Origin of the sequence: Pseudomonas syringae (genome assembly GCF_001698815.1) — a bacterium.
Classification (GTDB): Bacteria; Pseudomonadota; Gammaproteobacteria; order Pseudomonadales; family Pseudomonadaceae; genus Aquipseudomonas; species Aquipseudomonas syringae_A.
Genome location: NZ_LGSI01000074.1, coordinates 19,759 through 45,799, shown reverse-complemented (window position 1 = coordinate 45,799; position 26,041 = coordinate 19,759). Strand labels below are relative to the sequence as shown.

General features: G+C 59.2%; 26 protein-coding genes. 9 read left to right on the top strand and 17 right to left on the bottom strand.

Annotated features, from left to right (window positions below):
* Nucleotides 1-58 precede the first annotated feature (58 nt).
* From AFK24_RS28470 to AFK24_RS28440, 7 genes are read right to left on the bottom strand one after another with little or no spacing between them, the layout of a single operon-like run.
* Entirely contained in the window at nt 59-895 is an 837-nt protein-coding gene (locus AFK24_RS28470) for an amino acid ABC transporter ATP-binding protein (RefSeq protein ID WP_065836423.1), read from the bottom strand.
* On the bottom strand, nt 882-1,670 hold the full coding sequence (locus tag AFK24_RS28465) for an amino acid ABC transporter permease (protein ID WP_065836422.1): 789 nt from the start codon (nt 1,668-1,670) through the stop codon (nt 882-884). Before AFK24_RS28465 ends, AFK24_RS28470 begins: the two co-directional genes overlap by 14 nt.
* Complete coding sequence (locus AFK24_RS28460; protein WP_065836421.1) at nt 1,660-2,394, bottom strand: amino acid ABC transporter permease; 735 nt, start codon at nt 2,392-2,394, stop codon at nt 1,660-1,662. Before AFK24_RS28460 ends, AFK24_RS28465 begins: the two co-directional genes overlap by 11 nt.
* On the bottom strand, nt 2,391-3,608 hold the full coding sequence (locus AFK24_RS28455) for an aminotransferase class I/II-fold pyridoxal phosphate-dependent enzyme (RefSeq protein WP_065836420.1): 1,218 nt from the start codon (nt 3,606-3,608) through the stop codon (nt 2,391-2,393). Before AFK24_RS28455 ends, AFK24_RS28460 begins: the two co-directional genes overlap by 4 nt.
* Entirely contained in the window at nt 3,605-5,041 is a 1,437-nt protein-coding gene (locus AFK24_RS28450; RefSeq protein ID WP_065836419.1) for an FAD-binding oxidoreductase, read from the bottom strand. The genes AFK24_RS28455 and AFK24_RS28450 overlap by 4 nt, the downstream gene beginning before the upstream one ends.
* The gene (locus tag AFK24_RS28445) at nt 5,038-5,877 is read right to left on the bottom strand and encodes a transporter substrate-binding domain-containing protein (RefSeq protein ID WP_065836418.1); all 840 of its coding nucleotides are present in this window, start codon (nt 5,875-5,877) and stop codon (nt 5,038-5,040) included. Before AFK24_RS28445 ends, AFK24_RS28450 begins: the two co-directional genes overlap by 4 nt.
* A 53-nt stretch (nt 5,878-5,930) precedes the next feature.
* Nucleotides 5,931-6,764, bottom strand: a complete 834-nt coding sequence (locus AFK24_RS28440; protein ID WP_065836417.1) for a transporter substrate-binding domain-containing protein — start codon at nt 6,762-6,764, stop codon at nt 5,931-5,933.
* 247 nt (nt 6,765-7,011) lie between these two features.
* On the opposite strand from AFK24_RS28440, the gene AFK24_RS28435 reads away from it, so the two are divergent.
* Nucleotides 7,012-7,887 (top strand): LysR substrate-binding domain-containing protein, encoded by an 876-nt coding sequence (locus tag AFK24_RS28435; RefSeq protein ID WP_065836416.1) that lies wholly within the window; start codon nt 7,012-7,014, stop codon nt 7,885-7,887.
* Nucleotides 7,888-7,905: 18 nt separating this feature from the next.
* Here the strand turns inward: AFK24_RS28435 and AFK24_RS28430 are convergent, their stop codons facing one another.
* From AFK24_RS28430 to AFK24_RS28420, 3 genes are all read right to left on the bottom strand, one after another.
* The gene (locus AFK24_RS28430) at nt 7,906-8,910 is read right to left on the bottom strand and encodes a succinylglutamate desuccinylase/aspartoacylase domain-containing protein (protein ID WP_065836415.1); all 1,005 of its coding nucleotides are present in this window, start codon (nt 8,908-8,910) and stop codon (nt 7,906-7,908) included.
* A gap of 83 nt (nt 8,911-8,993) precedes the next feature.
* Nucleotides 8,994-10,310 carry an MFS transporter gene (locus AFK24_RS28425; RefSeq protein ID WP_065836414.1) on the bottom strand — a complete coding sequence of 439 codons (1,317 nt, stop codon included), beginning with the start codon at nt 10,308-10,310 and terminating at the stop codon, nt 8,994-8,996.
* A gap of 243 nt (nt 10,311-10,553) precedes the next feature.
* A complete protein-coding gene (locus AFK24_RS28420) occupies nt 10,554-11,471 on the bottom strand; it encodes a LysR family transcriptional regulator (protein WP_065836413.1) in 918 nt (305 codons plus the stop codon).
* Between the two features lie 197 nt (nt 11,472-11,668).
* Here AFK24_RS28420 and AFK24_RS28415 point away from each other — a divergent pair, with 197 nt between their 5' ends.
* Both AFK24_RS28415 and AFK24_RS28410 read left to right on the top strand, forming a co-directional pair.
* Nucleotides 11,669-12,889 carry a putative DNA modification/repair radical SAM protein gene (locus AFK24_RS28415; protein WP_065836412.1) on the top strand — a complete coding sequence of 407 codons (1,221 nt, stop codon included), beginning with the start codon at nt 11,669-11,671 and terminating at the stop codon, nt 12,887-12,889.
* Nucleotides 12,880-13,803 carry a TIGR03915 family putative DNA repair protein gene (locus AFK24_RS28410; RefSeq protein ID WP_240500475.1) on the top strand — a complete coding sequence of 308 codons (924 nt, stop codon included), beginning with the start codon at nt 12,880-12,882 and terminating at the stop codon, nt 13,801-13,803. The genes AFK24_RS28415 and AFK24_RS28410 overlap by 10 nt, the downstream gene beginning before the upstream one ends.
* Here the strand turns inward: AFK24_RS28410 and AFK24_RS32180 are convergent.
* Nucleotides 13,793-14,617, bottom strand: coding sequence for a hypothetical protein (locus tag AFK24_RS32180; protein WP_205884888.1), 825 nt, complete (start codon nt 14,615-14,617; stop codon nt 13,793-13,795). The genes AFK24_RS28410 and AFK24_RS32180 overlap by 11 nt on opposite strands.
* Nucleotides 14,618-15,372: 755 nt before the next feature.
* Between AFK24_RS32180 and AFK24_RS28395 the strand changes: the two genes are divergently transcribed.
* Nucleotides 15,373-15,705 (top strand): helix-turn-helix domain-containing protein, encoded by a 333-nt coding sequence (locus AFK24_RS28395; protein WP_065836409.1) that lies wholly within the window; start codon nt 15,373-15,375, stop codon nt 15,703-15,705.
* Nucleotides 15,706-15,731: 26 nt separating this feature from the next.
* On the opposite strand, the gene AFK24_RS28390 is transcribed toward AFK24_RS28395, so the two are convergent.
* A complete protein-coding gene (locus tag AFK24_RS28390; protein WP_065836408.1) occupies nt 15,732-16,574 on the bottom strand; it encodes a PhzF family phenazine biosynthesis protein in 843 nt (280 codons plus the stop codon).
* A gap of 200 nt (nt 16,575-16,774) precedes the next feature.
* On the opposite strand from AFK24_RS28390, the gene AFK24_RS28385 reads away from it, so the two are divergent.
* Together AFK24_RS28385 and AFK24_RS28380 are read left to right on the top strand one after the other, a co-directional pair.
* A complete protein-coding gene (locus tag AFK24_RS28385; RefSeq protein WP_065836407.1) occupies nt 16,775-17,620 on the top strand; it encodes an NAD-dependent protein deacetylase in 846 nt (281 codons plus the stop codon).
* A gap of 251 nt (nt 17,621-17,871) precedes the next feature.
* On the top strand, nt 17,872-18,144 hold the full coding sequence (locus AFK24_RS28380; protein ID WP_065836406.1) for a DUF2790 domain-containing protein: 273 nt from the start codon (nt 17,872-17,874) through the stop codon (nt 18,142-18,144).
* A 68-nt stretch (nt 18,145-18,212) separates the two neighbouring features.
* Here AFK24_RS28380 and AFK24_RS28375 read toward each other — a convergent pair whose 3' ends face one another.
* Nucleotides 18,213-20,576: a DNA polymerase II gene (locus AFK24_RS28375; RefSeq protein WP_065836623.1), complete on the bottom strand. Its 2,364-nt coding sequence runs from the start codon at nt 20,574-20,576 to the stop codon at nt 18,213-18,215.
* A 217-nt stretch (nt 20,577-20,793) separates the two neighbouring features.
* On the opposite strand from AFK24_RS28375, the gene AFK24_RS28370 reads away from it, so the two are divergent.
* The 3 genes from AFK24_RS28370 to AFK24_RS28360 all read left to right on the top strand — a co-directional run bounded on the left by AFK24_RS28370 (nt 20,794) and on the right by AFK24_RS28360 (nt 22,793).
* Nucleotides 20,794-21,072, top strand: coding sequence for a DUF3303 domain-containing protein (locus AFK24_RS28370; protein ID WP_065836405.1), 279 nt, complete (start codon nt 20,794-20,796; stop codon nt 21,070-21,072).
* A gap of 80 nt (nt 21,073-21,152) precedes the next feature.
* On the top strand, nt 21,153-22,199 hold the full coding sequence (locus AFK24_RS28365; protein WP_065836404.1) for a methyltransferase domain-containing protein: 1,047 nt from the start codon (nt 21,153-21,155) through the stop codon (nt 22,197-22,199).
* Nucleotides 22,200-22,325: 126 nt separating this feature from the next.
* Complete coding sequence (locus AFK24_RS28360; RefSeq protein ID WP_065836403.1) at nt 22,326-22,793, top strand: RidA family protein; 468 nt, start codon at nt 22,326-22,328, stop codon at nt 22,791-22,793.
* Here the strand turns inward: AFK24_RS28360 and AFK24_RS28355 are convergent, their stop codons facing one another.
* The 4 genes from AFK24_RS28355 to arsC form a co-directional block, all read right to left on the bottom strand.
* On the bottom strand, nt 22,794-23,189 hold the full coding sequence (locus AFK24_RS28355; RefSeq protein ID WP_065836402.1) for a helix-turn-helix domain-containing protein: 396 nt from the start codon (nt 23,187-23,189) through the stop codon (nt 22,794-22,796).
* Between the two features lie 596 nt (nt 23,190-23,785).
* Complete coding sequence (locus AFK24_RS28350; RefSeq protein WP_065836401.1) at nt 23,786-24,736, bottom strand: GlxA family transcriptional regulator; 951 nt, start codon at nt 24,734-24,736, stop codon at nt 23,786-23,788.
* A gap of 169 nt (nt 24,737-24,905) precedes the next feature.
* The gene (locus AFK24_RS28345; RefSeq protein WP_065836400.1) at nt 24,906-25,463 is read right to left on the bottom strand and encodes a DUF4174 domain-containing protein; all 558 of its coding nucleotides are present in this window, start codon (nt 25,461-25,463) and stop codon (nt 24,906-24,908) included.
* Between the two features lie 101 nt (nt 25,464-25,564).
* Entirely contained in the window at nt 25,565-25,987 is a 423-nt protein-coding gene (gene arsC / locus AFK24_RS28340; RefSeq protein ID WP_065836399.1) for an arsenate reductase (glutaredoxin), read from the bottom strand.
* Nucleotides 25,988-26,041 lie beyond the last annotated feature (54 nt).

The window sequence follows — 26,041 nt, the reverse complement described above, 5'->3', positions numbered from 1 at the left end:
GTCGGTTTTTTATAAAACTGCACGCAGGTAACGCCTGCTTCGCAGGTCTTCTGGTCATTCAAACGGACAAGCTGTAACGGCTGATATTGCTCAACAAAAACGGATCACCCTTGGGCACCGGACGCCGCCCGGCATCGCCCAGGGCATGACGCAGGAATTCGTGGGTACGTTCACTGGTCGGGTGCTGAAAAATCTGTTCGGCACTGCCGTGTTCGACAATCAGGCCGTTTTCGGTGAAATACACCACGTCGCTGATTTCCTCGGCGAAACGCATTTCGTGGGTGACCAGCACACAGGTCATGCCCTCTTCGGTCAGCTCGCGAATCACCGTCAGCACTTCACCAACGGTTTCCGGGTCCAGCGCCGAAGTCACCTCATCGAACAGGATCAATTCAGGGCGCATCGCCAGGGCGCGAGCAATCGCCACACGCTGTTGCTGGCCACCGGACAGTTGCCCCGGATAAGCATCAGCCTTGTGCTCCATGCGAACCTTGGCCAGCAAGGCGCGGGCTTCCTGCTCGGCGTCGGCGCGATTGCGCCCCAGCACCTTGCGCGGCGCGATCACCAGGTTTTCCAGCACCGACAAATGCGGGAACAAGTTGTATTGCTGAAACACGAAACCCACGCGTTTACGCAGTTCGATGCGCTGCGCTTCATTGGCCAGCTTGTCCACTTCGGTGTCGCCAACGCGAATCGTGCCGCGCTGGGTCGGCAACAAGCCGGTGATGCAGCGCAGGATGGTCGATTTACCCGAGCCGGATGGACCGATGATCGACACTGCCTGGCCGCGCTGCACGTCAAGGTCGATGCCTTTGAGCACATGATTGCTGCCAAATGACAAATGCAGGTCACGCAGGCTGACCAAGGGCTGCGAAGCGGTTTCAATAGAAGGCATAACGGCGCTCCAGGCGTTGGGTCAGTCGGGAAATCGGGTAGCAATAAGCGAAGAACAACGCCAGCAAACTGAAGTAGATCAGTACGGTGAACCCAGTCTGGTTGACGGTATTGCTGGCGATCTGCGCGGTGTCGATCACGTCATGCACGCCCACCAAGGAAGCCAGCGCGGTGCCCATGGTGATCACCGCGTACAGGTTCATCCACGGCGGCAACATGCGTTTGAAGCACTGCGGGAGGATGATCGAGGTGAAAATCTGCCAGCGCGTAAAAGCCAGGGAGCGCGCCGCTTCCCATTGCGTGCTGGGGATCGAGGCGATGGCGCCACGGAAGATCTCCGCGACGTTGGCACTGGCGGGCAGCGCCAGGCCGATGGTCACCTTTACCCAATCAGGGAACGATACGTACGAGCTGCCAATATGAATCTCGAACGGGAACACATAGGTCGTGAAGTAGATCAAGACCAGCCACGGCGCGTTGCGGAAGATTTGCACCCAAATGCGTGCCGGCAAACGCAGCAGCCAGGTCGGCGAAAGCGCCAGCGCACCGATCAGCAGCCCCATGACTGAACCCAGACCGATAGCCACCAGGCTGATCAGAATGTTCTGCCCGAAACCTTTCGCCAGCGCCGGGGACCATTGCACCAAGGCCAGAAACACCGGGCTGTGCGGCGCGGCAACTATCAGCCAGGCAAATGCGGCCAGCAGCACGACCAGTTTGCCCATATGGCGACGCGGCCAGGCCAGCGGCGCAACGGCAGATGAATCAATGGCCATAGCCGGGCATCCTCAGGCGCGATTCAAGGGCGCGACCTACACAATTGACGACAAAGCTCAGCAAGCCGAAGAACGACAGGATCAGGATCATGAGTTCCAGCACGTTATCGCTCTGGGTCCAGATCATGATCGCCGCATAAGTGATGTCGCCCACGGCGATGGCCGAGGCAACAGCGGTCATTTTCACCAGGTCGATCAGGTTGTTGATCAGCGATGGCAGCGCAAAGCGCAGGGCCAACGGCAGCTGCACATTCCACAACAACTGGCGACTGCTGAACGCCAGGGAACTGGCGGCTTCCAGAGTCACGGCCGGCACCGCTTCGATGCCGGCGCGCAAGGCTTCAGCGTGAAACGCGCCCTTGTGCAGGGAAATCACGATCACCACCCAGGCAAACGGCGTCAGCGGATTGGCCGCGCCGACCGCCTGGGTCAACAGCATGTTCAACACCAGAAACGCGCAATACAACTGCACCAGCGTCGGCGTGTTGCGGGTGACTTCGATGAATACCCGCGCCGGAGTCGCCAGATAACCTTTGCCCGAGGTCAACATCGCTGCCAGCGCGACGCCAACCAGCAGGCTGCCGACAATGGTGAAAGCGCACAGCAGAATACTGGTCAGCGCACCGTCCACCATCGAGCCGCGTTGATAAGCATCCAGCAGGAAGCTGTAATTGAGACCAAAACCCGCAGTCCAGTGAACGAACAGTTCCAGCCAATGACTCATTGCGGCACCTCGATCAACAGGCGCTCACAGGCAATCGCAATGCGGCGACCCGCTTCGGCAACGCTGCTGGTGGCGGTGGCAATCGACAGGCGAAACCACGGCGATAGACCGTAAGCGCTGCCCGCGACACCGGCGACACCGGATTCCAGCAGCCAGTCCACCACGTCAGCGTCGCTGTCCAGGCGCACGCCGTCCGGGCGATAACGACCGAGCAAACCTGCGCAACGCACAAACACGAAGAATCCGCCTTGTGGCTCCAGCACTTGCAAGCCTTGCACGGCGCTCAATGCCGAAACCAGCAAATCCCGGCGCTGCTGATACGCCGCAACCTGTTCCGGGAGGAATCCCAGCCCGCCCTCAAACGCCGCTAAAGCCGCCGCCTGCCCCACCGAAGACGCGCCGGAGGTGGACTGCGATTGCACCACGGTCATGGCGGTGGTCAGTTCTTTTGGCCCGGCGCCAAAACCGATGCGCCAGCCGGTCATGGCGTAGGTTTTCGACACGCCGCCCACCAGCAGGCAGCGGGATTGCAGATCCGGCGCGACGTTAAGCAGGTTCAGCGCCGAATGATTATCAAAACGGATGTGCTCGTAGAGCTCGTCGAGCAAAACCAGCACCTGCGGATGACCGCGCAGCACCTCGGCCAGCGCCAGCAGTTCTGCCTCGCTGTACACCGCGCCGCTCGGGTTGCCGGGACCGTTGAGGATCAACCAGCGGGTGCGCTCGGTGATGTGTTGCTCCAGTTGAGTCGGCGTCAGCTTGCAGCCCTGCTCCAGACCGCACTCGATGAACACTGGCTCGCCACCGCTGAACCGCACGCTGTCCGGGAACGACGGCCAGTAGGGAACCGGCACCAACACTTCATCGCCGTCGTCCAGGGTCGCGGCAAAGGCGTTGTAAATGATCTGTTTCGCGCCGTTGGCAATCACGATGGACGGCAACGGGTAATCCAGACGGTTCTCGCGCTTGAGCTTGCTTTGCACAGCTTCGCGCAAGGCCCGCACGCCGGGGGTCGGCGTGTATTTGGTGTCGCCTGCGCCAATCGCGGCGTAAGCCGCTTGCTTGATGTGTTCCGGGGTATCGAAATCCGGCTCGCCGGTGGTCAGATCGAGAATATCGACGCCCGCGTCACGCAACGCAGTCACTCGGGATTTCGCCGCTGCATTGGCGGACAGCGTGACGCGCTGCACGCGTTTTGACAGACGCACGCTCATAGGGATTCTCCGTCGTCGTCCAAGGCAAATACCTTGCCCGGATTAAGCAGATTCTGCGGATCCAGGGCGCGCTTGATGCGCCGCATCAGATCCAGTTCCACCGGGCTTTTGTAACGGGGCAACATCGCCAGCTTGCGTTGACCGATGCCATGTTCGGCACTGATGGAGCCGCCGTGGGCATGGGCGCTGTCGTGAACCAACTCGCTCAACGCCACATAGTTCTTCATGTGCGCCTCGACGCTGGAGTCCAGCGGATGCGCTACGTTGTAGTGCAGATTGCCGTCGCCCAGATGGCCGAACGTGAAGTTGCGCACGCCAGGAAAGTGCTCTTGCAGCAGCGCATCGGTGTGCGCCACGAATTCGACGATCCGCGAAATCGGCACTGAAATATCGTGCTTCATGTTGCGACCGGCACGTTTCTGCGCCTCGCTCATGTTCTCGCGCAGCAGCCAGAGCGCTTCACTCTGAGCCAGGCTTTCGGCAATCAAGGCGTCCGCCAGCAAACCCGACTCGAATGCTTCGCCGAGCACCTCTTCGAAGGTTTGTCGTGCATGGGCTTCGCTGTGGTTGTCCGAGAGCTCCAACAGCGCAAACCAGGGCTGCGGCGCATCCAGGAATGGCTGCGGCCCGTCGGGAAACTGTTCGCGCAGCAACACCAGGCAGTCAGCGGTCAACAATTCGAAGGCCGTGAGGCTCGCGCCAAATCCGGCCCGGGCGTGGGACAGCAAATCCACCGCCTGCGCCAATGAATCGAACGCCAGCAAGGCCGTGGCCTGCGCCTTGGGCAGCGGAAACAACTTGAGGGTTGCCGCCGTGATAATGCCCAGCGTGCCTTCGCTGCCGATGTACAGATCGCGCAGGTCGTAACCGGTATTGTCCTTGCGCAAACCGCGCAGCCCGTCCCAGATTTCACCTTCGGCGGTGACCACTTCCAGGCCGAGGGTCAACTCCCGCGTGTTGCCGTAACGCAGCACAGCGGTGCCGCCGGCGTTGGTGCCGAGGTTGCCGCCAATGGTGCAACTGCCCTCCGCGCCCAGGCTCAACGGAAACAGACGCCCGGCATCGCGCGCCACGTCCTGCAGGTTTTGCAGAATGCAGCCCGCCTCGACGGTCAGCGTGTCGTTGTCGGTATCAACCGCACGCACGTGATTCAAGCGGTCCAGCAGCAGCAACACCGACGTGCCGCTGCTGTCCGGCGTCGCTGCGCCCATCAGGCCGGTGTTGCCGCCCTGCACCACAATAGGGGCCGCATGGGCGACGCACAAGCGCACCACGGCGGCGACTTCTTCGGTGTTGGCCGGATGCACCGCCGCGATGACCTGCCCGACATACGTGCCTTGTTTGTCGGTCAGCAACGGGCTGGCCTGTTCGCTGCTCTGCACGTGGTTGGCGCCCAACAGCTGTTGCAAGGCCTGGAACAGGGCTGCACTCATGGCGTTACGGCCAGAGGTGCGGCGCCTTTATACTTTTCGTGCAGCTCACGCAAAGCCTGGGACGGTGCCATGCCAGTGCGCTGACCGACATCGATCAACCAGCCGCTGCGATGCCAGTCGCGAATGATCGCGTCGAGTCTGGCCTGCACGTCGTGTTCACCCTTGCGTACCCAGATCACCGAATTGGACGGGATCAGGTCGCTCGGCAGCGGCGTTTCGTAGCCAGACCAATCGGCATCGTCGAGCAACGCGTGCATGGTCGGGCTGACGTGCACCGCCGCTACGCAGCCATTGCCGCGCAACGACAGCAGCGATTCGGACTGGCTGCGGAAGGCCTTGATCTCGGCGCCGTAGGTTTCCTGCAACGGCTTGATGAAGTTGCTGCCTTGGGACACGCACACCGGTTTGCCTTTGAGGTCTTCCCACTTGCTGATGCCCGCGCCTTTGCGGATCAACGCGGCGCCGCCGACTTCTTCATATGGTGTCGGCGCGTAATCAAGAATCTGCGCACGCTCATCGGTGTACTGCATGTTGGCGATCAGCAGGTCGACCTTGCCCTGTTGCAGGAACTGCACGCGATTGGGCGCCAGTACCGAAACGGTCTCCAGCTCGACGCCCAGTTGCTTGGCGATGCCTTTGGCCAACTCGACGTTGTAGCCCAGATGCTCGCCGGTTTTCGGGTCGATGGTGCCGAACGGTGGTCCGCTGAGAATCACGCCGATGCTGACCTTATGACGCTGCTGGATCTTGTCCAGGGTCGCATCGGCGTGGGCCAGGCCAGCGCAAAGCACCAGGCCCAGGGCGGTCAGGGTTTTGCGGGCGAAGAATGTGTTCATGGAGATTCCTTGACTGGAGAGACCTGTAGGCGCGTGGCTTGCTTCTACAGACCTCAGCCTTTGAATTTGTCGTGCAACTCCACCAACGCTGGAGACGCAGGCGCGATGTGATGGCGTTTTTCCGCTTCGATCAGGAAGCCGCTGCGGTGCCAATCCTTGACGATCGCGTCCAGCTTGGCCTGGGTGTCGGTTTCGCCCAGACGCGTCCAGATCACCGATGGCGCAGGGTTGAGTTCCGGGGAAATCGCGCGGTAATCCTTCCATTCGGCGTTATCAGCCAACAGCGGATTGATCAGCGTGGCATCGTGAACAGCGGCGACGCAGTTGTTACCGCGCAGCGCCAGCAAGGATTCCGACGAGCTTTTGAAGGCTTTGAGTTCAGCACCGAACTCAGTCAGCGGCTTGACGTAGCTGCTGCCCTGAGACGTGCAGACCGGCTGGCCCTTGAGGTCCTGCCAGGTGGTGATCTTGCTGTCCTTGAGCACAGCGGCAGTGCCGCCGACACGGTAGAAAGGCGTGGGCACCGAACCCAGAATCTGCCCGCGCTCGGCCGTCCATTCCATATTGGCAATCAACAAATCAACCTTGCCCTGCTGCAAGAACTGCACGCGGTTGGCGGGCAACACCGGCACCAGCTCCACTTCGGCATTCAGTCGGCGGCCCAAGTCTTCGGCCAGATCGACGTTCAAGCCCTTGGGCTTTTGATTGGCGGGGTCGATGGAGCCAAACGGGCCACCGGACAACAACACGCCGACCACCAGACGATGGCGCTCCTGGATTTTGTCCAGGGTTGCATCGGCCTGAACCAAACCGCTGAATGCCAGCGAGAACAGAATACCCAGCACGGCGGGCATTGATTTTGAAGCTGGCAAACGAGTGTTCGGCATGGAATTCCCCTGGCTGATGATCGGCGTACCCCGACCTGATGTGTGGGCATCCTAGGTACAGCCAGCGACGAACGGAAATTCAAATATCAAATATGGTTATAACTTTCAGTATTCATAGCTGGACATACACGGCAAAAACTCAGTATTTATTGACCTAAACCTGAATACTCAATAAACGCTTTTCACATTCATATAAAAATACGTAATGTATTAAGCCCCTACGTTGATATGAATTCCGTAAAAAACCATGTCCGATAACGATGTCTCGCCCAGCGCCACGCTCGATCTGGATTTGCTCCGCACGTTCATTGCCGTGGTCGATCATCACAGCTTCGCCGAGGCCGGCGCGCAGCTGGCGCGCACCCAATCGTCAGTCACCCAGCACATGCAGCGCCTTGAACAACAGGTGGGCGTGGGTCTTTTTCAAAAACAGGGCAGGCAAAAGCAGCTGACCGAACCGGGCCGCCAGCTGTTGCGGCACGCGCGGCTGATGCTGTCACTCAACGATGAGGCGCTTAATTCCCTGCGTGAAAGCAGCTTGAGCGGCGTGCTGCGCATCGGTTCGCCTCACGATATCGCCGACACCATCCTGCCGCCGATCCTCAGCCACATCGCCCGTTCAGCACCGCGCCTGCGCCTGGAAATCGACGTCGGGCGCAGCCCGTTCCTGATGGATGATTTGCATCGCGGCAAAGTCGACATGGTGATTTCCACCCGGGAAGATCCGACGCTTGAAGGCTTTGCGCTGCGCACTTCACCGGTCTGGTGGATCTGCTCGGCGCAATACATTCATGTGCCAGACGAGCCACTGCCGTTGATCCTCGTCGACGAACCGAGCATCTATCGACGCTACGCGCTGGAGGCGCTGGAGCGCGCCAATATTGCCTGGCGCCAGGCGTATCTGGCCTCGAACCTGATCGGTATCAAGGCCGCCACCCGGGCCGGGCTGGGCGTGACGGCGCGGAGCATGGAAATGCTCGGGCCGGACATGCGCGTATTGGGGGAAAACGACGGCCTGCCGCGTCTCCCCGATGTGACCTACCACTTGTGGATCAGGCCCAACACGGTCAACCCGCTGGCCCGCAAAGCCTATGATCTGATCCGCGCGAGCCAGGGTTTGTAGCGCTTGATTCGACGCTGATCAACGGGGCAGATGCAGGGTCGCCGGATCGATCACTTTGGCCAGTCGTACCACCGTGACTCCAGGCCCAAGGTGACGCAACGAAGGCTGGACCAGCACGCAATTGTCGTACGGGGTGACAATGTCGCGCTCGCCATCACGGGCGATCACCGTACCGGCGCGCTCGATCAGTTCCAGCCCGCGAAAGTCCTCGCTGAAGGTGAAATCCATGCTGCTGGCGACCACCGGCTCAGTCACCTGCAAGAAGCGCTGCGCGACCGGTTTGTCTGCCGACAGGAAGGCCGCGACGTCACTTTCCTCGACCACTTTGGTAGTGATCAGAAAGCGTGCCGCGATATCCAGCGCGACGCGCTCGCTGCGCTTGGAGAAGTGCTGGCCGGTTTCGATCAACAAGGCGTTCTTCTTGCTCGCGGCATCGTTGAAGGCCTGGTAATCGCGCATACGCTTGCCGTTGGGATGCCCGGCATCAACGATCACCGTTTCCGGCACGCCCAGCGCGGCGGCAAATTCCAGCCCTTTGCTGCGTGCGCCGCTCATCATCACCGGCGCGGCTTCTTCGTGCATCGAGTGAATATCGAGCAGCAAGTCAACGCTGTCGATAATCGGTCGCAGCGCCCGCGCCCGGTTCAGTTCGACGGTGGATTCTTCACCGTCGAGCCGCGCAGGCAGCCAGACCCGGTTCATGTCCTCGTCGATATAACGAGTCGCGTCGATGTCCTGCGGATCGAAGCTGTGATACGCGTCGACGTTGCCGAACGCCAGGGTCAAACGGCCCTGACGTGGGCGAATGCCTGCGCGCAACAGCGCATCGACGGTAATCGCGCCGCTGACTTCGTTGCCGTGGGTCAGGGCCATGATCATCACGTGGGGGCCGGGCTCGTCGCTGGCAAAACTGTGCACGTATTCAACGCCATCAGTGCCGGTCTTCCATTGGCTGATGTCCGGAAACTCGACTTCCATGGGGTACGGTTGCAGCGTTGCGCGAACTTGCTCAAGGGTCTTCATTGCAATCTCCGACAGTCAAAAGCGTGTATCCGCCAGCCCCGTTGAGCTGGCATGGAATGATCTTGTTATGGGTGGGTTGAATATCAGTGCTGGACGGTGCCGCGCATACGGCGGCCCAGGGCGACGACGGCGATCACGCTGATCAGCGCAGTGCCCATGACGTAGAAACTCGGCGCCAGCTTGCTGCCGGTGGCTTCGATCATCCAGGTCACGATCAGCGGCGCGAAACCGCCGAACAAGGTGACGGAAAAGTTGTAACTCAGGGCTAGCCCCGTGCCGCGAATGCTGGTCGGGAAGATATCCGCGAGCATGGCCGGAATCGGTCCCAGACACGCCGCAATCAAGACCCCGACGATGGCCTGCACCAGCAACAACGTGGTTACGGTTGGATAGGTATTGAGCAGGACGAACATCGGGTACGACGACAGGCCGGTGATCAACAGCGCAATACTCAGCACCCGGAATCGGCCATGCGTGTCGGACAGCGTGCCGAACACTGGCGCCATGAACATCAAGGTCACGCCGGTCACCAGGGCGCCCATGTACGAGGAAGTCGCAGCAATGTGCAGCTGTTTGAGGGCGTAGGTCGGCATGTACAGCTTGTGCACGTAGTTGAACGCCGTGGCGCCGGCGACGACACCGATGGCCAGCAACAGGCTGACGTGGCCTTTGATCAGCACATCGCGCAGCGGTGTTCTTTTTGGCGAATCGGCGGCTGCGGCGACTTTCTGGAAGTCCGGGGTTTCGTCGATCTGGCTGCGGATGTAGAAACCGACCGGGCCGATCAACAAACCGACGCCGAACGCGACTCTCCAGCCCCAATCGTTGAGCTGCACGTCGGTCAACACATAACTCAGCAGCGCACTGACGCCAGCGGCCAAAACCGTTGCCAGGCCTTGGGTCGACAACTGCCAGCTGGCGAAAAAGCCCCGGCGCTTGGCATCGGCGTGCTCGACCATGAAGGCCGTCGCGGCGCCGAACTCGCCACCAGTGGAAAAGCCCTGCAGCATCCGCGCAACGATGATGATCAACGGCGCGGCGACCCCAATCTGCTGGTACGACGGCGTAAAGGTGATCATCGCCGTACCGATCATCATGATCAGGATCGACATCGTCAGCGAAGCCTTGCGCCCTGCCCGGTCCGCATAGGAACCCAGCACCATCGCGCCCAGCGGACGCATGAGGAAGGAAATACCGAACGAACCGACGCTGAGCAACAGCGACGTGGTTTCATTATCCGAGGGGAAAAACAGCTTGCCGATGACCACCGCGAAGTAGCCGTAGATCAGCAGGTCATAGAATTCGAGTGCGTTACCAATACTGGCCGCAACAATTTCCTTCCACGGACCTCGCTTTGGCCTGGCGATTGAAGCGTGCGTTGCAGTGGTTTGAAGTGTCATGAATGAGCCCCGGCTTCTCAGAGGCAAGTGCTCTTGTCGAATGGTCAGGGCGACAATGCACTTGCGATATTTTTATCAGCGGGAGTGCTCGAACAGCTGAAGATGCCTGATTCGTTCACCCTGGGACTAACTTGAATCAACACTTATGCCGGAACAATTGCTGTTTGGGCACATCCTTGAGCCCAATTGGCACGCCGGGCACCGCTGCTGGCTTTCAGCCGCCGCGACGTCGCGAAGTTTTTTTCATTTGCCCTCTATCGGTGCATCTTCTGCCAGGCCGCGCCAGATCCTCATTACCTGCTCGGCCTGGTTTGAACGGCGTCGATGCAGGGAAATATCAAATCCGATGGTCAACTCCGGCCCACCGGCGACCACCAATTCCCCTTCCTGCAACGCAGCCCTGACCACCATGCGCGGCAGCCAGGCCAGACCATTGCCGCGCTTGGCCATCTGCAGGATCGACTCATAGGAATCGGCTTGATAGGTCATGCGCAACGCCAGCCGCTGGGGCAAGTTGGCCAAGTGCTGGGCGAGTACCCCGCGCAATGCCAGGGTCGGCGAGAAAGCCAGCCACGGAACACTCGAAGCGCCGCCATCCGGCGTGATCTGAAAACGCGGTTGGCCGTTGGCATCAGGTGCACTGACCGGGATCATCTCTTCACGGGCCAGAACCAGCGAATCGAACCGTTCGGGATCGATCAGAATCTGGGTCAAGGGACTGGAAAAAATCAGCAGCAAATCCACGTCCCCCGCCGACACTCGACCGATAGCTTCCTGCGAACCGCTGGTGACCAGGGACACCGGGAACGAGCCAAAACGCTGATTGAGCGTCTCGTACCAGTCCGGGAAAAAATTACTGGCCAGGGTTCGTCCGGTGGCAATTCGCAACGGCTCGTCACGATTGAGCCCGACACTCTGAAATTGCGCGCGGGCCGCCGTCAACAGGCCCAGGGATTGGCTGGCAGCCTCGAGAAACAACAGTCCGGCTGGCGTCAGCGACAGCGGTTGTTTACGTTCGATCAAGGGCACACCGAACCAATCCTCCAGCGCCTTGATGCGTCGCCCAAACGCCGGGTGCGTCACGCAACGAATTTCCGCCGCCCGGGACAGACTCCGCGTGCGCGCCAGCTCGATGAAGTCTTCCAGCCATTCCAGTTGCATGGGTGATTCCTGATGAGAGTGCGCGGCGTTGAACAGTGACCGGCATTGGATTGCGCACATTACCTGCGAATGCCTGCGCAGCGAAGCGCCGTGCGCGTGCGTCGCCTTTCCGACCAGCGTCACGCCGCAGGCGATCCATTCCTTGAACCCGATGCATTGAGCGATTACTGTATATCCAAACAGTAACGGAGTTTTCCATGCAGCTGATCGATAAGCTCAGCATCCTCGCTGACGCCGCCAAGTACGACGCATCCTGCGCCAGCAGCGGCGCGCCCAAGCGCAGCTCCGAGGGCAAGGCCGGATTGGGTTCCAGCAATGGCATGGGCATCTGTCACAGCTATACGCCGGACGGCCGCTGCGTTTCGTTGCTGAAAATCCTGCTGACCAATTTCTGCCTGTATGACTGCCAATACTGCGTCAACCGCCGCTCAAGCGATGTGCCCCGCGCACGTTTCAGCCCTGCGGAAGTGGTCACCCTGACCCTGGATTTCTACCGGCGCAACTGCGTCAGCGGGCTGTTTCTGAGTTCGGGGATCATTCGCTCGGCGGACTACACCATGGAACAGCTGATCGAAGTCGCCCGGCTGTTGCGCGAAGAACATAACTTTCGTGGTTACATCCATCTCAAGACCATCCCGGAAGCTGATCCGCTGCTGATTGAACAGGCCGGCCGCTATGCCGATCGCCTCAGCGTCAATATCGAGTTGCCGACTGACCTGGGCCTCAAGACCCTCGCCCCGGAAAAAGACGTGGTCTCCATCAAGCAAGCCATGCAAACCATTTACACCGGGCAGCAAACCATCCTCAACGAACCGCGGGCGCCGCGGTTCGTGCCGGCCGGGCAAAGCACGCAGATGATCGTGGGCGCCGATGACACCGACGACAGCACTATCTTGCACAGCGCCGAATCACTCTACGGCGACTTCGGTTTGCGCCGCGTCTATTACTCGGCGTTCAGCCCTATTCCCAACAGCCCGAAAAGCGTACCGCTGGCCGCCCCGCCCTTGATGCGGGAGCATCGTTTGTATCAGGCGGATTTCCTGTTGCGCGGTTACGGCTTCAAAGTCAATGAACTGTTCAAGGGACCGGGGCATCTGGCGCTGGATATCGACCCGAAACTGGCCTGGGCCCTGGCCAATCGAGACGTTTTCCCGCTGGACCTGAATCGTGCCGAAGCCTCGCTGATCGCGCGTATTCCAGGGATCGGCATTCGCACCACCAAGCGACTGGTCGAGCTGCGCCTGCAACGGCGGATTCGCTACGAAGACCTGACCCGCCTGCGTTGCGTGCTGGCCAAGGCCAAGCCCTTTATCATCACCAGTGATTACCACCCGCCTCAGGCTGAAACCACCAGCGAACTGCTGCACCTGCAACTGCGCGATAAACCGCAACCACAGCAGCTGGGGTTATGGGGATGATCAGCCTTGATTGCGACAATCTTTTCGAGACTTGGCGGCAGCAAGCGCGCTGGTTGCTCAGCCACGAAATTGATCCCAGTCAGGTGAGCTGGCCGTCAGACGTCGCCAAAGACCTGTTTGCCACGGACGAGCATTACCCACAGCAAGCCGGCCCGTTTCAGGCGCGCATACCCTTGGCGCTGATCGAACTGCTGGCCAACGCTGCAGGTTATCGGGGCGAACAACGCTGGAGCCTGTTGTATGAGGTTTTGTGGCGGGTCAGTCATGGCGATCGCACGGCCATGCTGGCTGGCGACAAGTTGGGCAGTGAACTGCATCGACGGATCAAACAGGTGAGCCGCGAAGCTCATCACTTGCATGCATTTTTGCGCTTTGTAGAGCTGCCGCCGTTGGAATTGCCTGTGGAATTGTCACCCCAGGAGCGATCACGGCTGGAATCGCTTCGTCCCCAATACGTTGCATGGCATGAGCCTGCCCATGACATCCTGCACAGCGCCAGCCAGCACTTTATTGGCCGCATGGGTCTGCATCGCTGGATGATTGCGACACCGGAGGATGGGGTTTATTTCGACGGTAAACAGCTTACCCACGAACGAGTCTGCCCGCTTGCGTGGCAGGAGCTGGCGCGCAACCCCGAGGATCCTCAGGGCGAACTCTGGCTGACCTACTACCGCAACATCTTCAATCCGGCGCGGCTTAATCCCAAGGTCATGCAGGGACACCTTCCCGCCCGCTTCTGGAAGAACCTGCCGGAAGGGCCGTTGATCCCCGCGCTGATCAGCGAGGCCAGGACCGGTAAACAGCGCGACGGCCAAGCCAGCCAGATTGCTGCAAAACCCGGCAAGCGCATCACCCGCGGCCCTGACGCTGTCAAGGCCGCAGAAACCAGCCAGGCCCCAAGGGTTACTGGTTGACTGGCGTATTGAACTGATCGGAGTAACTGCCGCCAACGAACGTAGAGGCAACCCGATCAGAACCAATGCCACCGCGAGGCGAGTAAGCCAGACGTGCTGCGCCGACATGATCCGAGCCATCCGCTGCAACGCGGGCTGCACCGACATGATCCGAGCCACCTTCTGCTACGCGAGCGGCACCGACGTGATCTGAACCATCCGCAGCGACGCGTCCAGCGCCAACGTTATCCGAACCGTCTGCCGCAACACGTCCAGCGCCAACGTTATCCGAACCGTCTGCCGCAACACGTCCAGCGCCGACGTTATCCGAACCGTCTGCCGCAACACGTCCAGCGCCGACGTTATCCGAACCATCTGCCGCAACACGCCCGGCGCCGACGTTATCCGAACCGTCTGCCGCAACACGTCCTGCGCCGACGTTATCCGAACCGTCTGCCGCAACACGCCCGGCGCCGACGTTATCCGAACCGTCTGCCGCAACACGTCCGGCGCCGACGTTATCCGAACCATCTGCCGCAACACGTCCGGCGCCGACGTTATCCGAACCATCTGCCGCAACACGTCCGGCGCCGACGTTATCCGAACCGTCTGCCGCAACACGTCCAGCGCCGACGTTATCCGAACCATCTGCTGCAACGCGGGCAGCACCGACGTGATCCGAGCCATCCGCAGCGACGCGTCCAGCGCCGACGCTATCCGAACCATCTGCCGCGACGGACTGGGCTTCTTGCGCCAATGCATTTGACACAGCGAACGGTGCTATGACCGTGGCCGCAACCGCAAAAACAACGCCTGAAAAAAGCTGATGTTTCATGATTCTTCTCCACCACCTGTTTGATACGAGGCAATCGAGCTCCCTTGACTCAAACTCTCGACCGGAGCTCCACTTACTGTTTATTTCTCTAGACATTCACACGGCGCACCAAATAAGCACACCGACAATTGCAGGGTTTATTTATTACCGCGAGCCATTGACAATAATAGTTCATCAAGCGCCATTTATTGGCGACCTGAATAGCTTTGGCATCAACTTTCAAACAACAGTTCACCCACTGATGAATTTTATTTCCTGGTCAAATTTCGTCCATGCATTGAACGCCTGAATCCTGGTCTCAGGCGCGCGCCAGACAGGTTCCTGGAACGCAGGCAAGCGATTGCCTGATCCTGTCAATGCAGTCGGAAGTTCCGGGTAAGCTCCGGCCAAAAGACGAGTTTCAGATAATGCAATTATTAATAGAGCCTGCAGCTCACCCAAGCGACGGATCAATGACCCGCTGCGATCAGCTCATAACTGAATTGCATAACTTTCGAGCCTTCAAAGTCATAGTGTTCAATACCTTGCCGCGCACGCGCCTTATCACCCACGCGTTGCTGTTGTGAACCGCATTGACACTTCCCTGTAACCCGGCGATATCTGCAATTTAAAAAATACTGATTTTTTTCAGAAGCTTAGTCGGAAAACCTGACTAAGCAGAAAACTAAAGACCCGGTCCATCTGCTAAGCTGCTACGCACAAGGTACGCCTTAGAGTCCTTCAGTCAGAAGGCTTCAGCACCAAGAGAACCCCAAATGGAAGGCATTGGCATCCGGCTAAAATCGGAAAGAAAGAGATTGGATCTTTCCCAGCAGGAGCTAGGAGCCATCGGCGGTATTGAAGCCAACGCCCAGGGACTTTACGAAAGAGGCAAACGGTTCCCGAACGCGGGCTACCTGGGCGCGGTTGCCCGGGCCGGAGTCGATGTGCTGTTCGTGATTACCGGCACACGTAAAGTCCTGGCGCTGGACGCCATCACCGCCGGGGACACCAAGCTGCTCAGGGAGCTGGACGGTTTGCCCGAAGACGTGCAAGAGGATATCAAGCGATTGATCAGCACGCTGTTCATGGCCGATGCCCATGCTTGATCGATAGCCCGGGCATCTGCCGCTGCTTACAGCTCTAGCGTTCCATCGATGCAGGTCACTGCCTCGCCACCGATCCAGATGTCGTCACCCACCCGTTCAACATGAACCCTGCCCTGTCGCCCCATGGCAGTTCCCTGGCTGACGACATAAGTATCCGGCGCCAGTCCGGCTCCCAGCAGCCATTGCGCGATTCCAGCATTGAGACTGCCGGTGACCGGATCTTCCGGCATACCGTCCCCGGCAATGAATGCGCGGACCTCGAACTGTGCTTCGTCACCATCGCGCAGCGGTTCCCAAGGTGCAAAAACGCCGATAGCCAACCCCGCCAGCTGGGCGTAATCGGGTTGCAGCGCCAGCACGGTGGCACGATCCGCCAGGCGAAGCGCCAGCCAGCCTGCACCGTTATCGACCCAGCGCGCTTCGAGGATCGCCCCTTCACTCAATCCCATGCCTGAACGGATGCGCTCAAGCAACGGAGCTTCAACAGCCTCCGAACGCAGCAGTGGCGGAGCCGTGAAGCCCAGTTGTGTGCCTTGTCGGCGAATGCGAACCAGGCCGATACCGCATTCCTGAATGATCTCTTCACCCTTGGGCTGCCCGCCGCTTTCCAGCCAGGCGTGGCAACTGCCCAATGTTGGATGCCCGGCGAAGGGCAGTTCCTGCGTAGTGGTGAAAATACGCACCCGATAGTCCGCATGCGGATCGACAGGTTCAAGCACAAAGGTGGTTTCGCTCAGGTTGGTCCAGCGGGCGAACGCAGCCATTCGTGCATCACTCAGTTCATCGGCGCGCAGTACTACAGCCAACGGGTTGCCGAGCAACGTGTGCTTGCTGAATACATCAATTTGTTTGAAATGGAAACGGCTCATGCAAGCGCACCTTGTGCAACGAAAGAACCCGAGATTGGCACGTGGACCGGGCAAAGGCCAACCCCTCAGCGGCGAAGCGGGCGGCATAAATGCATGGTTTCGTTCGCTATCGGCAACAACCCTCGACTAGTATTCCCCTCAACCTGTGTCCCTTGCCCGCCCAACGGGTCTTGTATCGCCCAGGCCATCGGAGGTTGCAAATGCTCGACAATCCGTCTCTTTCCCCCGTGCAAGCGCTGCGCACGCTACTGGCTGAAAAGCGCTTCATGGTCTTGACCGGCGCCGGCATCAGCACGCCTTCAGGAATTCCTGATTACCGGGACAGCGACGGCGTGCGCCGGGGCAAGGCACCGATGATGTTTACCGAATTCCTCACCCTGCCGGATTCGCGCCGTCGCTACTGGGCGCGAGCCATGCTCGGTTGGCCACGCATCCGTAAGGCGCAGCCCAATCCCGCGCATTTCTCTCTGGCGGCGATGCAGCGCGCCGGAAACATCGCCGGGCTAATCACCCAGAATGTCGATACGCTGCACGATCAAGCCGGCAGCCAAGACGTTATCGAGTTGCATGGCAGCCTGCATCGAGTGTTATGCCTGGACTGCGGCGAGCGCTTTGATCGTGCGGAGATTCAGTTACTCATGGAAGCCGACAACCATTATCTGCTCGGGGTCGATGCAGTCCAAGCGCCTGACGGAGACACCTTGTTGGACGCGGCTTTCGAGGCGAATTTTCAGGTCCCTAATTGCCCTCACTGCGACGGTGAACGGCTCAAGCCGGACGTGGTGTTCTTTGGTGAAAACGTCGCTGCGCCGACTGCGGCCAAGGCGATGGCCAGTGTCGAGGAAGCGGATGGTCTTCTGGTGATTGGCTCATCATTGATGGCGTATTCCGCATTTCGTCTATGCAAGGCGATCAATGCTCAGGGCAAACCGTTGGTGGCGATCAACTTTGGCAAAACCCGGGCCGACGAACTGCTGAATCTGAAAATCGAAATGTCCTGTGATGTGTTGCTGCCCGAACTGGCGGCAAGTCTGCTTGCGACCTAAGTCCACTGGACACACATTAGTTACAGTGCATTGATCCAAACAACTACGCTGAACACCATCCTATTATTACGTTTTTGGTAAAGACTGTTTGCATAATAATGGCTACCTCCCCGTGACGTTTACTTCTACCATACGCGACATTACAAATTGACCTGCAAGATTAACCGGCCACTTACAGCAACCAGCTAACTCAATGCAGGCGTGCAACTTATAACTTTCTCTGTTTATGAATTAGCCATCAGGAAAATCAAATGAATATCAGAGTCGCGCTTATCGCGATCGCATTCACGGGTGCGAGCGCTCATGCGTTGGCCATGGAAGGCAGCACCGTTGCCAACCCACAGAGCACGCCGGTCGAAGATTATGCCTACGGCGACCACCCGGATATCGCCAAAGTTCTCGAGACTTCAGAAGTTCCAAATGTGTGCGGCCCGGTCTCGGTAGAAATGGCCTATGAAGATTCCAGCGGACAACGGCATATCATGCGTTACCAGATTATTGGGAATGGCTGTTCCAACGGCTGACTGTTATTGATTAAGTTACTTCGGGCGAGCCGTTAACTATCCGCTCGCCCGCTTACCTATTACTTCGGTCAAAACAAGCCAAGTTGCCCGCCGATTAAAGTGCTGAATTCATCGTCCACGAAAGGCAGGATTGCATCGGCAATCGGTTGCAATTGACGGGTGACGTAATGGTCGTAGTCGATGGGCGAATGCTGGGTTTCCAGCGGTTCCGGACCGGCCACAGTGATGACGTAACTGATCCAGCCGCCGTTCTGATACTGGCGCGGGCGGTGGTGCAGATCATTGAACTCGTCGGCCAGACGCGCCGCCCGCACATGGGGCGGAACATTGCGTTCATAGTCATCCAGGCGCCGCCGCAAGCGTTTGCGGTAGACCAGCAGGTCGTCAAACTCCCCCGCCAGCGTGCTGCGCACATAGTCGCGCACATAGTCCTGATACGGCTGGCGATTGAAAATGCGCAGGTACAGGGCTTGCTGGAACTGCCGCGCCAGCGGCGACCAGTCGGTGCGTACCGTTTCCAGACCTTTATAGACCATCTCGTCGGAGCCATCGGCACGCCTGACCAGCCCGGCGTAGCGCTTCTTGCTGCCCTCCTCCGCACCGCGAATGGTCGGCATCAGGAACCGTTTGAAATGTGTCTCGAACTGCAGTTCCAGCGCGCTTTCCAGACCCAGTTCCTGTTGCAGATGCTCGCGCCACCATTGATTGACCTGACGCACCAGCGTCTGGCCAATCTGCGCCGCATCCGCTTCGCTGTGGGGGCTTTTCAGCCAGACGAACGTGGAATCCGTGTCGCCGTAAATGACCGTATAGCCTTGAGTTTCAATCAACTCGCGGGTTCTGCGCATGATCTCGTGGCCGCGCAAGGTAATCGACGACGCCAGCCGGGTATCGAAGAAACGGCAGCCGCTTGAGCCGAGCACGCCATAGAACGCATTCATGATGATCTTCAGTGCCTGGGACAACGGCAGGTTGTGTTCGCGCTTGGCGGTTTCCCGGCCTTGCCAGACCCGCTCGACGATGGCAGGCAAACAATGCCGCGTGCGGGAAAACCGTGCCCCGCGGAAACCCGGCACCGAATGTTCATCGTCGGGAAAGCGCATGCCTTCGACCAGACCGACCGGATCAATCAGGAAGGTGCGGATGATCGATGGATAAAGGCTTTTGTAATCCAGAACCAGCACCGACTCGTACAAACCCGGCTGCGAATCCATGACAAAGCCGCCCGGACTTGCCTCGGGCATGCGCTCGCCCAGATTCGGCGCAACGAAGCCCTGGCGGTGCATCAGCGGGATGTACAGGTGGCAGAATGCAGCGACCGAACCGCCGCTGCGGTCCGCAGGCAGACCCGTCACCGATGCCCGCTCCAGCAAAAAGGTCAGTAACTGGGTATTGGCGAAGATGCGCGTGACCAGTTCGCAATCCTTGAGGTTGTAGCGCGCCAGCGCAGGCTTGTCCTCGGCGAACATGCGGTTGATTTCGTCCATGCGCTGATAAGGCGTGCTGATCGCCTTGCCCTCGCCGAGCAACGTCTGGGCCACGTTTTCCAGGCTGAACGACGGAAAGCTCCAGGTCGCGGAGCGCAGCGCTTCGATGCCGTCGATAATCAAGCGCCCGCTGGCATCGGCAAAAAAATGATTATTGCGCGAGCCATGTTCGCGCCAGCCCATGGCTTCACCGCCGCGTCCGAGTCGCAATGGCACTTGAAGACGCTGCGCGTGCTCATGCAGCACTCGCAGATCGAACTGCACCACGTTCCAGCCGATGATGGCATCTGGATCATGGCGTTCCAGCCACTGATTGAGCCTTTCCAGCAGCAGCTTGCGGGTGTCGCAGTATTCAAGCTGGAAATCGACACTGCTGTCGTCGCCGTTAGGTGGCCCGAGCATGTACACCTGCCGCTCGCCGCAGCCCTCAAGTGCAATGGAATACAGCTCGCCCTTTTCCGTGGTCTCGATATCCAGGGAGGCCAGGCGCAAGTTGGGTCGGTAATCCGGAGCGGGCTTGATCTGCGCATTGCACAACGTGCCGCTGGCATCCGCCACGCCGCTGAATTGCACACCAGCGGTGATGAACCGCTCCATCATGTAGCGTTCTGGCGGGCGGATGTCGGCTTCGTAGACATCGACGCCCCCTTTGCGCAGGGATTTTTCGAGGTTCATGAGTTGCCGATGCTGCTGGCAGTAAAGGCCGAGCACGGGGCGATGGCGGAAATCACAGAGGCTCAACGGGCGAAGTTCGACGTCGCGTTCGCTGCGCAGCACGGCTTCGGCGCGCTCGCGATGTTCAGCGGGAATGAAGGCTACCGAGGGTTGAAAAGGCAGGCGGATATGCCGAGGACCGTCATCGGTCGCCAGCCAGAACTCGACTTCGGTGCCGGCTGGCGTGTCACGCCAATGCCGACTCAGGATAAAACCCTGTTGAACATCCACCACCGCAAACCTCAAAAGCCATTCAGGGCGTGATTCTACTTGGCTGCCCGGAAAAAAGATCACCGGTCAGCTCCAGAGGCGAAAACGCTGCTATTCCTTACTATGAAGCAGTCGTTTCAGCACACGACCACGTGGCTTGAACAGACGCGCGTCGGCCATCACGGCGCCAGCCGGATGCGTTCAACACTCAGGTGCCGACCTTCTCAGGAGGTGCCTTATGCTGTTTATCGTTAATTGGTCCATCCACTCGCAAAACCGTAACCGCGCCATCGAGCGCTTCCTCAAGACCGGTGCCGTGGCACCCGCAGGCGTGACCATGCTCGGCCGCTGGCATGCCGTGGGCGGCATGACGGGTTTTGGTATTGCAGAGACCGACGACATCACGCTGATCCAGAAATGGGTCCTGCAATGGAGTGATCTGCTGGTCATGGAAGTGCATCCAGCGTTGACCGACGAGCAGGCGGCGCCACTGCTGGCAGCTGCGCTCAAAGAGTAACCATTCAAAACGCCGCTGCCACGCACGGGTTGCCTTATCGGGCATGCCCGGGCAGCGGTGATTACAGAGGAGAACAGACCATGGATGAGGCAAAACTCGGTGAATTCATGGGCAAGCTGGTCTACGACATGGGCGCAGCGGCAATTGTTGCCAACATGATTCTTGGTGAGGAACTCGGGCTGTATCAAGCCATGGCCGATAGCGCGTTCATGACCCCGGAAACGCTGGCCGGCAAGACCGGCTGCAATGCGCGTCTGGTTCGCGAATGGCTCAGTGCCCAGGCGGCATCCGGGTACGTGGAGCATCGCGATGGCCAGTTTCGCCTGCCCGAAGAACAAGCGCTGGTGCTAGGAACCGAAGACTCGCCGGTCTACATGACCGGTGGCGCGGCGGTGGTCGCGGCGCTGTTTCATGACAAGGACAAAATGGTCGCAGCCATGCGCGGCGATGGCGCATTGCCCTGGGGCGACCATCATCCCTGCATGTTCAGCGGTACGGAGCGTTTTTTCCGGCCGGGCTACCGCGCGCATCTGGTGGCCGACTGGCTACCGGCGCTGGACGGTGTTGTCGAGAAACTCCAGGCGGGCGGCAAGGTAGCCGACATCGGCTGCGGCCACGGAGCGTCGACGGTGATCATGGCTCAGGCGTTTCCGGCCTCGACGTTTATCGGTTTCGACTACCACGCACCCTCCATCGATACCGCAACTCAACGTGCCGAAGAGGCTGGCGTCGGCGACCGGGCCAGCTTCCAGCAGGGCTCTGCCAAGGACTTTCCCGGTAATGATTACGATCTGATCTGTTACTTCGATTGCCTGCACGACATGGGCGACCCGGTCGGTGCCGCACGGCATGCTTATGAGACGTTGCGTGACGATGGCACGGTGCTGCTCGTAGAACCGTTCGCCCAGGATCATCTGGATGAAAACCTGACGCCGGTGGGACGGTTGTATTACGCCGCGTCGACCTTCATCTGCACGCCGAACTCGCTTTCACAGGAGGTGGGTCTGGGTCTCGGAGCCCAGGCTGGCGAGGGGCGATTGCGCGATGTGCTGACCCAGGCAGGATTCACTCGCTTTCGCCGTGCGGCTGAAACCCCGTTCAACCTGATCATCGAAGCCCGCAAGTAGGTATCAGGTCGTACACAAGGCGCCGAACATTCGGCGCCTTGTGCTGACTCAGGCAAATGGCCGCTACTGCACGATCACGCTATAGTCGAGCCCATTCGTTTCCTCAACCGCAGCGCAGGATGCCCGATGTCAGCAGACGCCCGTTTCAGACAAACAGCCGAAGAGTTGGGTTACAGCTTCGACGGAGAAATCAAGATCGGCGGCAATTACGTTCCGCTCATCCGCCACCATAACGAGCTGTACATCAGCGGCCAGATTCCCCGAGTCGGCGATACGGTTGTGGTGACCGGCCGCGCAGGCGCCGATACCAGCCTCGCTCAAGCGCAACTGGCGGCGAAAATCTGCGCCATGCGCGCCTTGGCCCTTTTGCAACGCAGCCTGGGTTCGCTGGATGAGGTCAAGCGTCTGCTGCGCATGAATCTGTACGTGCAATGCGCCGAGGATTTTACCCAGCAAAGCGAAGTGGCGGACGGCGCTTCCGAGATTCTGTTTTTCGTTCTGGGTGATGTCGGCGCCCACACCCGCAGCTCGATTGGCGTTTACCAATTGCCGAAAAATGCCACGGTAGAACTCGACCTGATTGCAGCGGTTTAATCAGGCAACGACTGCTGCGAGCGCCTGAAATCGCCAGATCGCCGGATTGGTGCCTGCGGTCTTGGTGAACATGTGAGAAAAATGCGCCTGATCAAAAAAGCCGCATTCGGCGCTGATTTGCGTCAGGGTCAGGCTGGAATGCTGGATCAGTTGCTGCGCCTGGGCAATCCGCTGATGGCGGATCCAGTCCTGGGGAGACATGCCGGTACTGCGCTTGAAGGCCCGGGAAAAGTGGCTCCGTGATAGCGCGCATGACTGCGCAAGCTCGGGCACGGAAATTTTCTTGCTCAAGTCAGTCAGGATCTGCTGCTTGACCAACTCCAGCCGCCACGGAGCCAGCCCGCCGGTGACTGCCGGAGCGCTGCGTTGCGCGCTGTCCTGATGCTCGTTTTCCATGAGTGTTACCCCTGCGAAGATATCCCTGGATATCTTCGCAGCCGCCCACGGGTAAACAAGACGCACGCAAGGAGCGTAACGGCCAATGCGATGCGCAATAGAGCCACCGGGATCGTTGGAGGCTTGCCCGCGAATCGAAATTCCAGTCGCCACATTTATCGCCTGAGCCAAAACCTTCGCGAACAAGTTCGCTCCCACAGTGACTGCGATTTCGGTGAGACCGGATTTCAGCCCAATTCTGTTGGAGCGAGGCTTGCCCGCGAACCGGAAGTCCAGTCGACACATTTATCGCCTGAGCCGACGCCTTCGCGAACAAGTTCGCGCCCACAGTGACTGCGGTATTTCGGTGAGACCGGATTTCAGCACGTTGGAGCGAGGCTTGCCCGCGAATCGAAATTCCAGTCGCCACATTTATCGCCTGAGACGACGCCTTCGCGAACAAGTTCGCTCCCACAGTGACTGCGGTATTTCGGTGAGACCGGATTTCAGCCCGTTGGAGCGAGGCTTGCCCGCGAACCGGAAGTCCAGTCGACACATTTATCGCCTGAGCCGACGCCTTCGCGGGCGAACCTCGCGCCAACAACAGCGGTGGTGCACTAACCAAATTGCTGGCGATACTGAGTCGGCGTCAGCCCCAACCGTTCGCTGAACAGGTGGCTCATATGCCGCACGCTGCCAAAACCGCTGCGGTGGGCGATGGTCTTCAACGGTAGCGCCGTGGTTTCCAGCAAGCTGCGGGCCTTGTCGATCCGGGCGTTCTGAATGAATTCCATGGGCGTCATCTTCACTTCCCGGACGAACACACGGGAGAAGTGACGTGCGCTCATCGCGGCCATTGCTGCCATGCGCTCGATGGAAAACTCTTCTTCCAGGTGTTCGAGCAGGTAATTCTGCACGCGAGTAATCGGCGAATCCTGGCTCGCCACTGCGGCAACCAACGGACTGAACTGCGCCTGGCCGCCCTGGCGGGTCATCACCACGAGTAGCACTTTGGCGACGTCCAGAGCGACTTTCTTGCCATGATCCTGGGCAACAATCGCCAGCGCCAGGTCGATTCCGGCGGTGACGCCACCTGACGTGATCAAGCGGCGATCCCTGATATAGATCTCGTCGGTGGTGACCTGTGCCGCTGGGAAACCACTGATCAGTCTTTCTGTGTAATGCCAGTGCGTGGTCACGCGATGGCCGTCCAGCAAGCCGGCATGACCCAATATGAACGCGCCGGTGCAGATCGAGCCATACAACCCGGACTGTTGCGCAGCCTCGCTCAGCCAGGCAAACAGGTCGAGGTTTCTATCGTTGTAAGCGCCGGGACCACCTGGCACGAGCAGCAGATCGTAGCTTTTCGCAGCCGTATCGATGGAGATATCGGGCTGCACCGAAACGCCGTTGGAAGCGCGAATGGCTGACGACCGGGTACCGATGGTAGTGAGCTGGTAATGGTTATCGACGTGCAGATAACGGTTGGCGATGGAGAACACCTCGATTGGCCCGGCCATATCAAGGAGCAGGAAGTCGGGAAACAGAATGACCGCAACGGTTTTCATAGGTACTTGATTTCACAGGTATTTGATCGCTTTAAACGGAGCCCGGGCGGGATCGGTAAAATCCCCCCGCTCAGGATGATGGATTTATTCCCATCACCCAAGCCCGGAACATCGTTTTAGCCACACACGGCACATTCCTGCCCGATCAACCTTCCCATGATTGGCGTAATCAGTCTTCCAGCGCCTTGGCCGGAGCGCCTTTCGCCGGTTTGCCGGTTTTCTCTGCCTTGCCTGCTTTCTCTGCCTTGCCGGGTTTGGCTTCGGGCGCGGGGGCTGAAACCGCAGGCGCCGCAAAGTTTTTTTCCTCGGCGGGCAGCGCGTCGATGGTGGTGAAGATTTCCTTGGGACCCACAGGCCCAAGTTTGTCGATTTTCTTCTCGCCGTCCTTGCCGACCAGAATCACCTTGGTACCGGTGCTCGCACCAAGCTTGAGTTCGCGAATCAACGCCATGGTGGTTTGCGCATCGAGATTCTTGCCGTCGCGCTGGCCGATCGTATTGACCACCGTATACAGAACCATATTGCGCTCGGCGAAAGCTTTCTGATTCTCCGGCTCGTCCAGGGCTTTTTTCAGGCTGACCAGCGTTGGGTCCACGGTGCTTGGGGCGATGATGATCAGTGGCCGCGTGCGGCCGCGCTCCTGGGTCAAAGGTGTGTCGTTGTCGGCGGCGAGCAATGGACCCGCACAGGCGAGCAACGTGGCAATGGTCAGCGACCGGATAAACATAAGCAGCTCCTTTCAAATCCATGCGTTGAGACTAAACGCTGAGGTTTTGACGCATGTTCTGATGTTTTGTTCTAACCGGTATAGCTCAATCCCTGCCCCGGTCAGACCCTTTTGCCCTGGTCATCGATTATTACCTGTCCGTCTTCCTTGCTGAAGGTGCCCTTCTGGGCCTGCGTCAGGAGATCCAGCACCACTTCGGACGGCCGGCAGAGCCGTACCCCCAAAGGCGTGACCACGATGGGCCGATTGATCAGGATGGGGTGCTGCAGCATGGCATCGATCAGCTGTTCATCGTCAAGGTCGGGATTGCCGAGCCCCAATGTTTCGTAGGGTGTCCCTTTGATACGGATCACGTCGCGCACAGCGATTCCCATCGTGGCAATCAAACCCTGAAGGGTTTGCCGTGACGGTGGTGTATTCAGATATTCAATGACTTGCGGTTCGACACCGCTGTTACGAATCAACGCCAGCGTATTGCGCGATGTGGCGCACTGCGGGTTGTGATAAATCGTGATATCGCTCATGAAATGCCTCGTCTCGGTCATGCGGGCTAGCTGAATCGCGCCTCGCATTGCCGA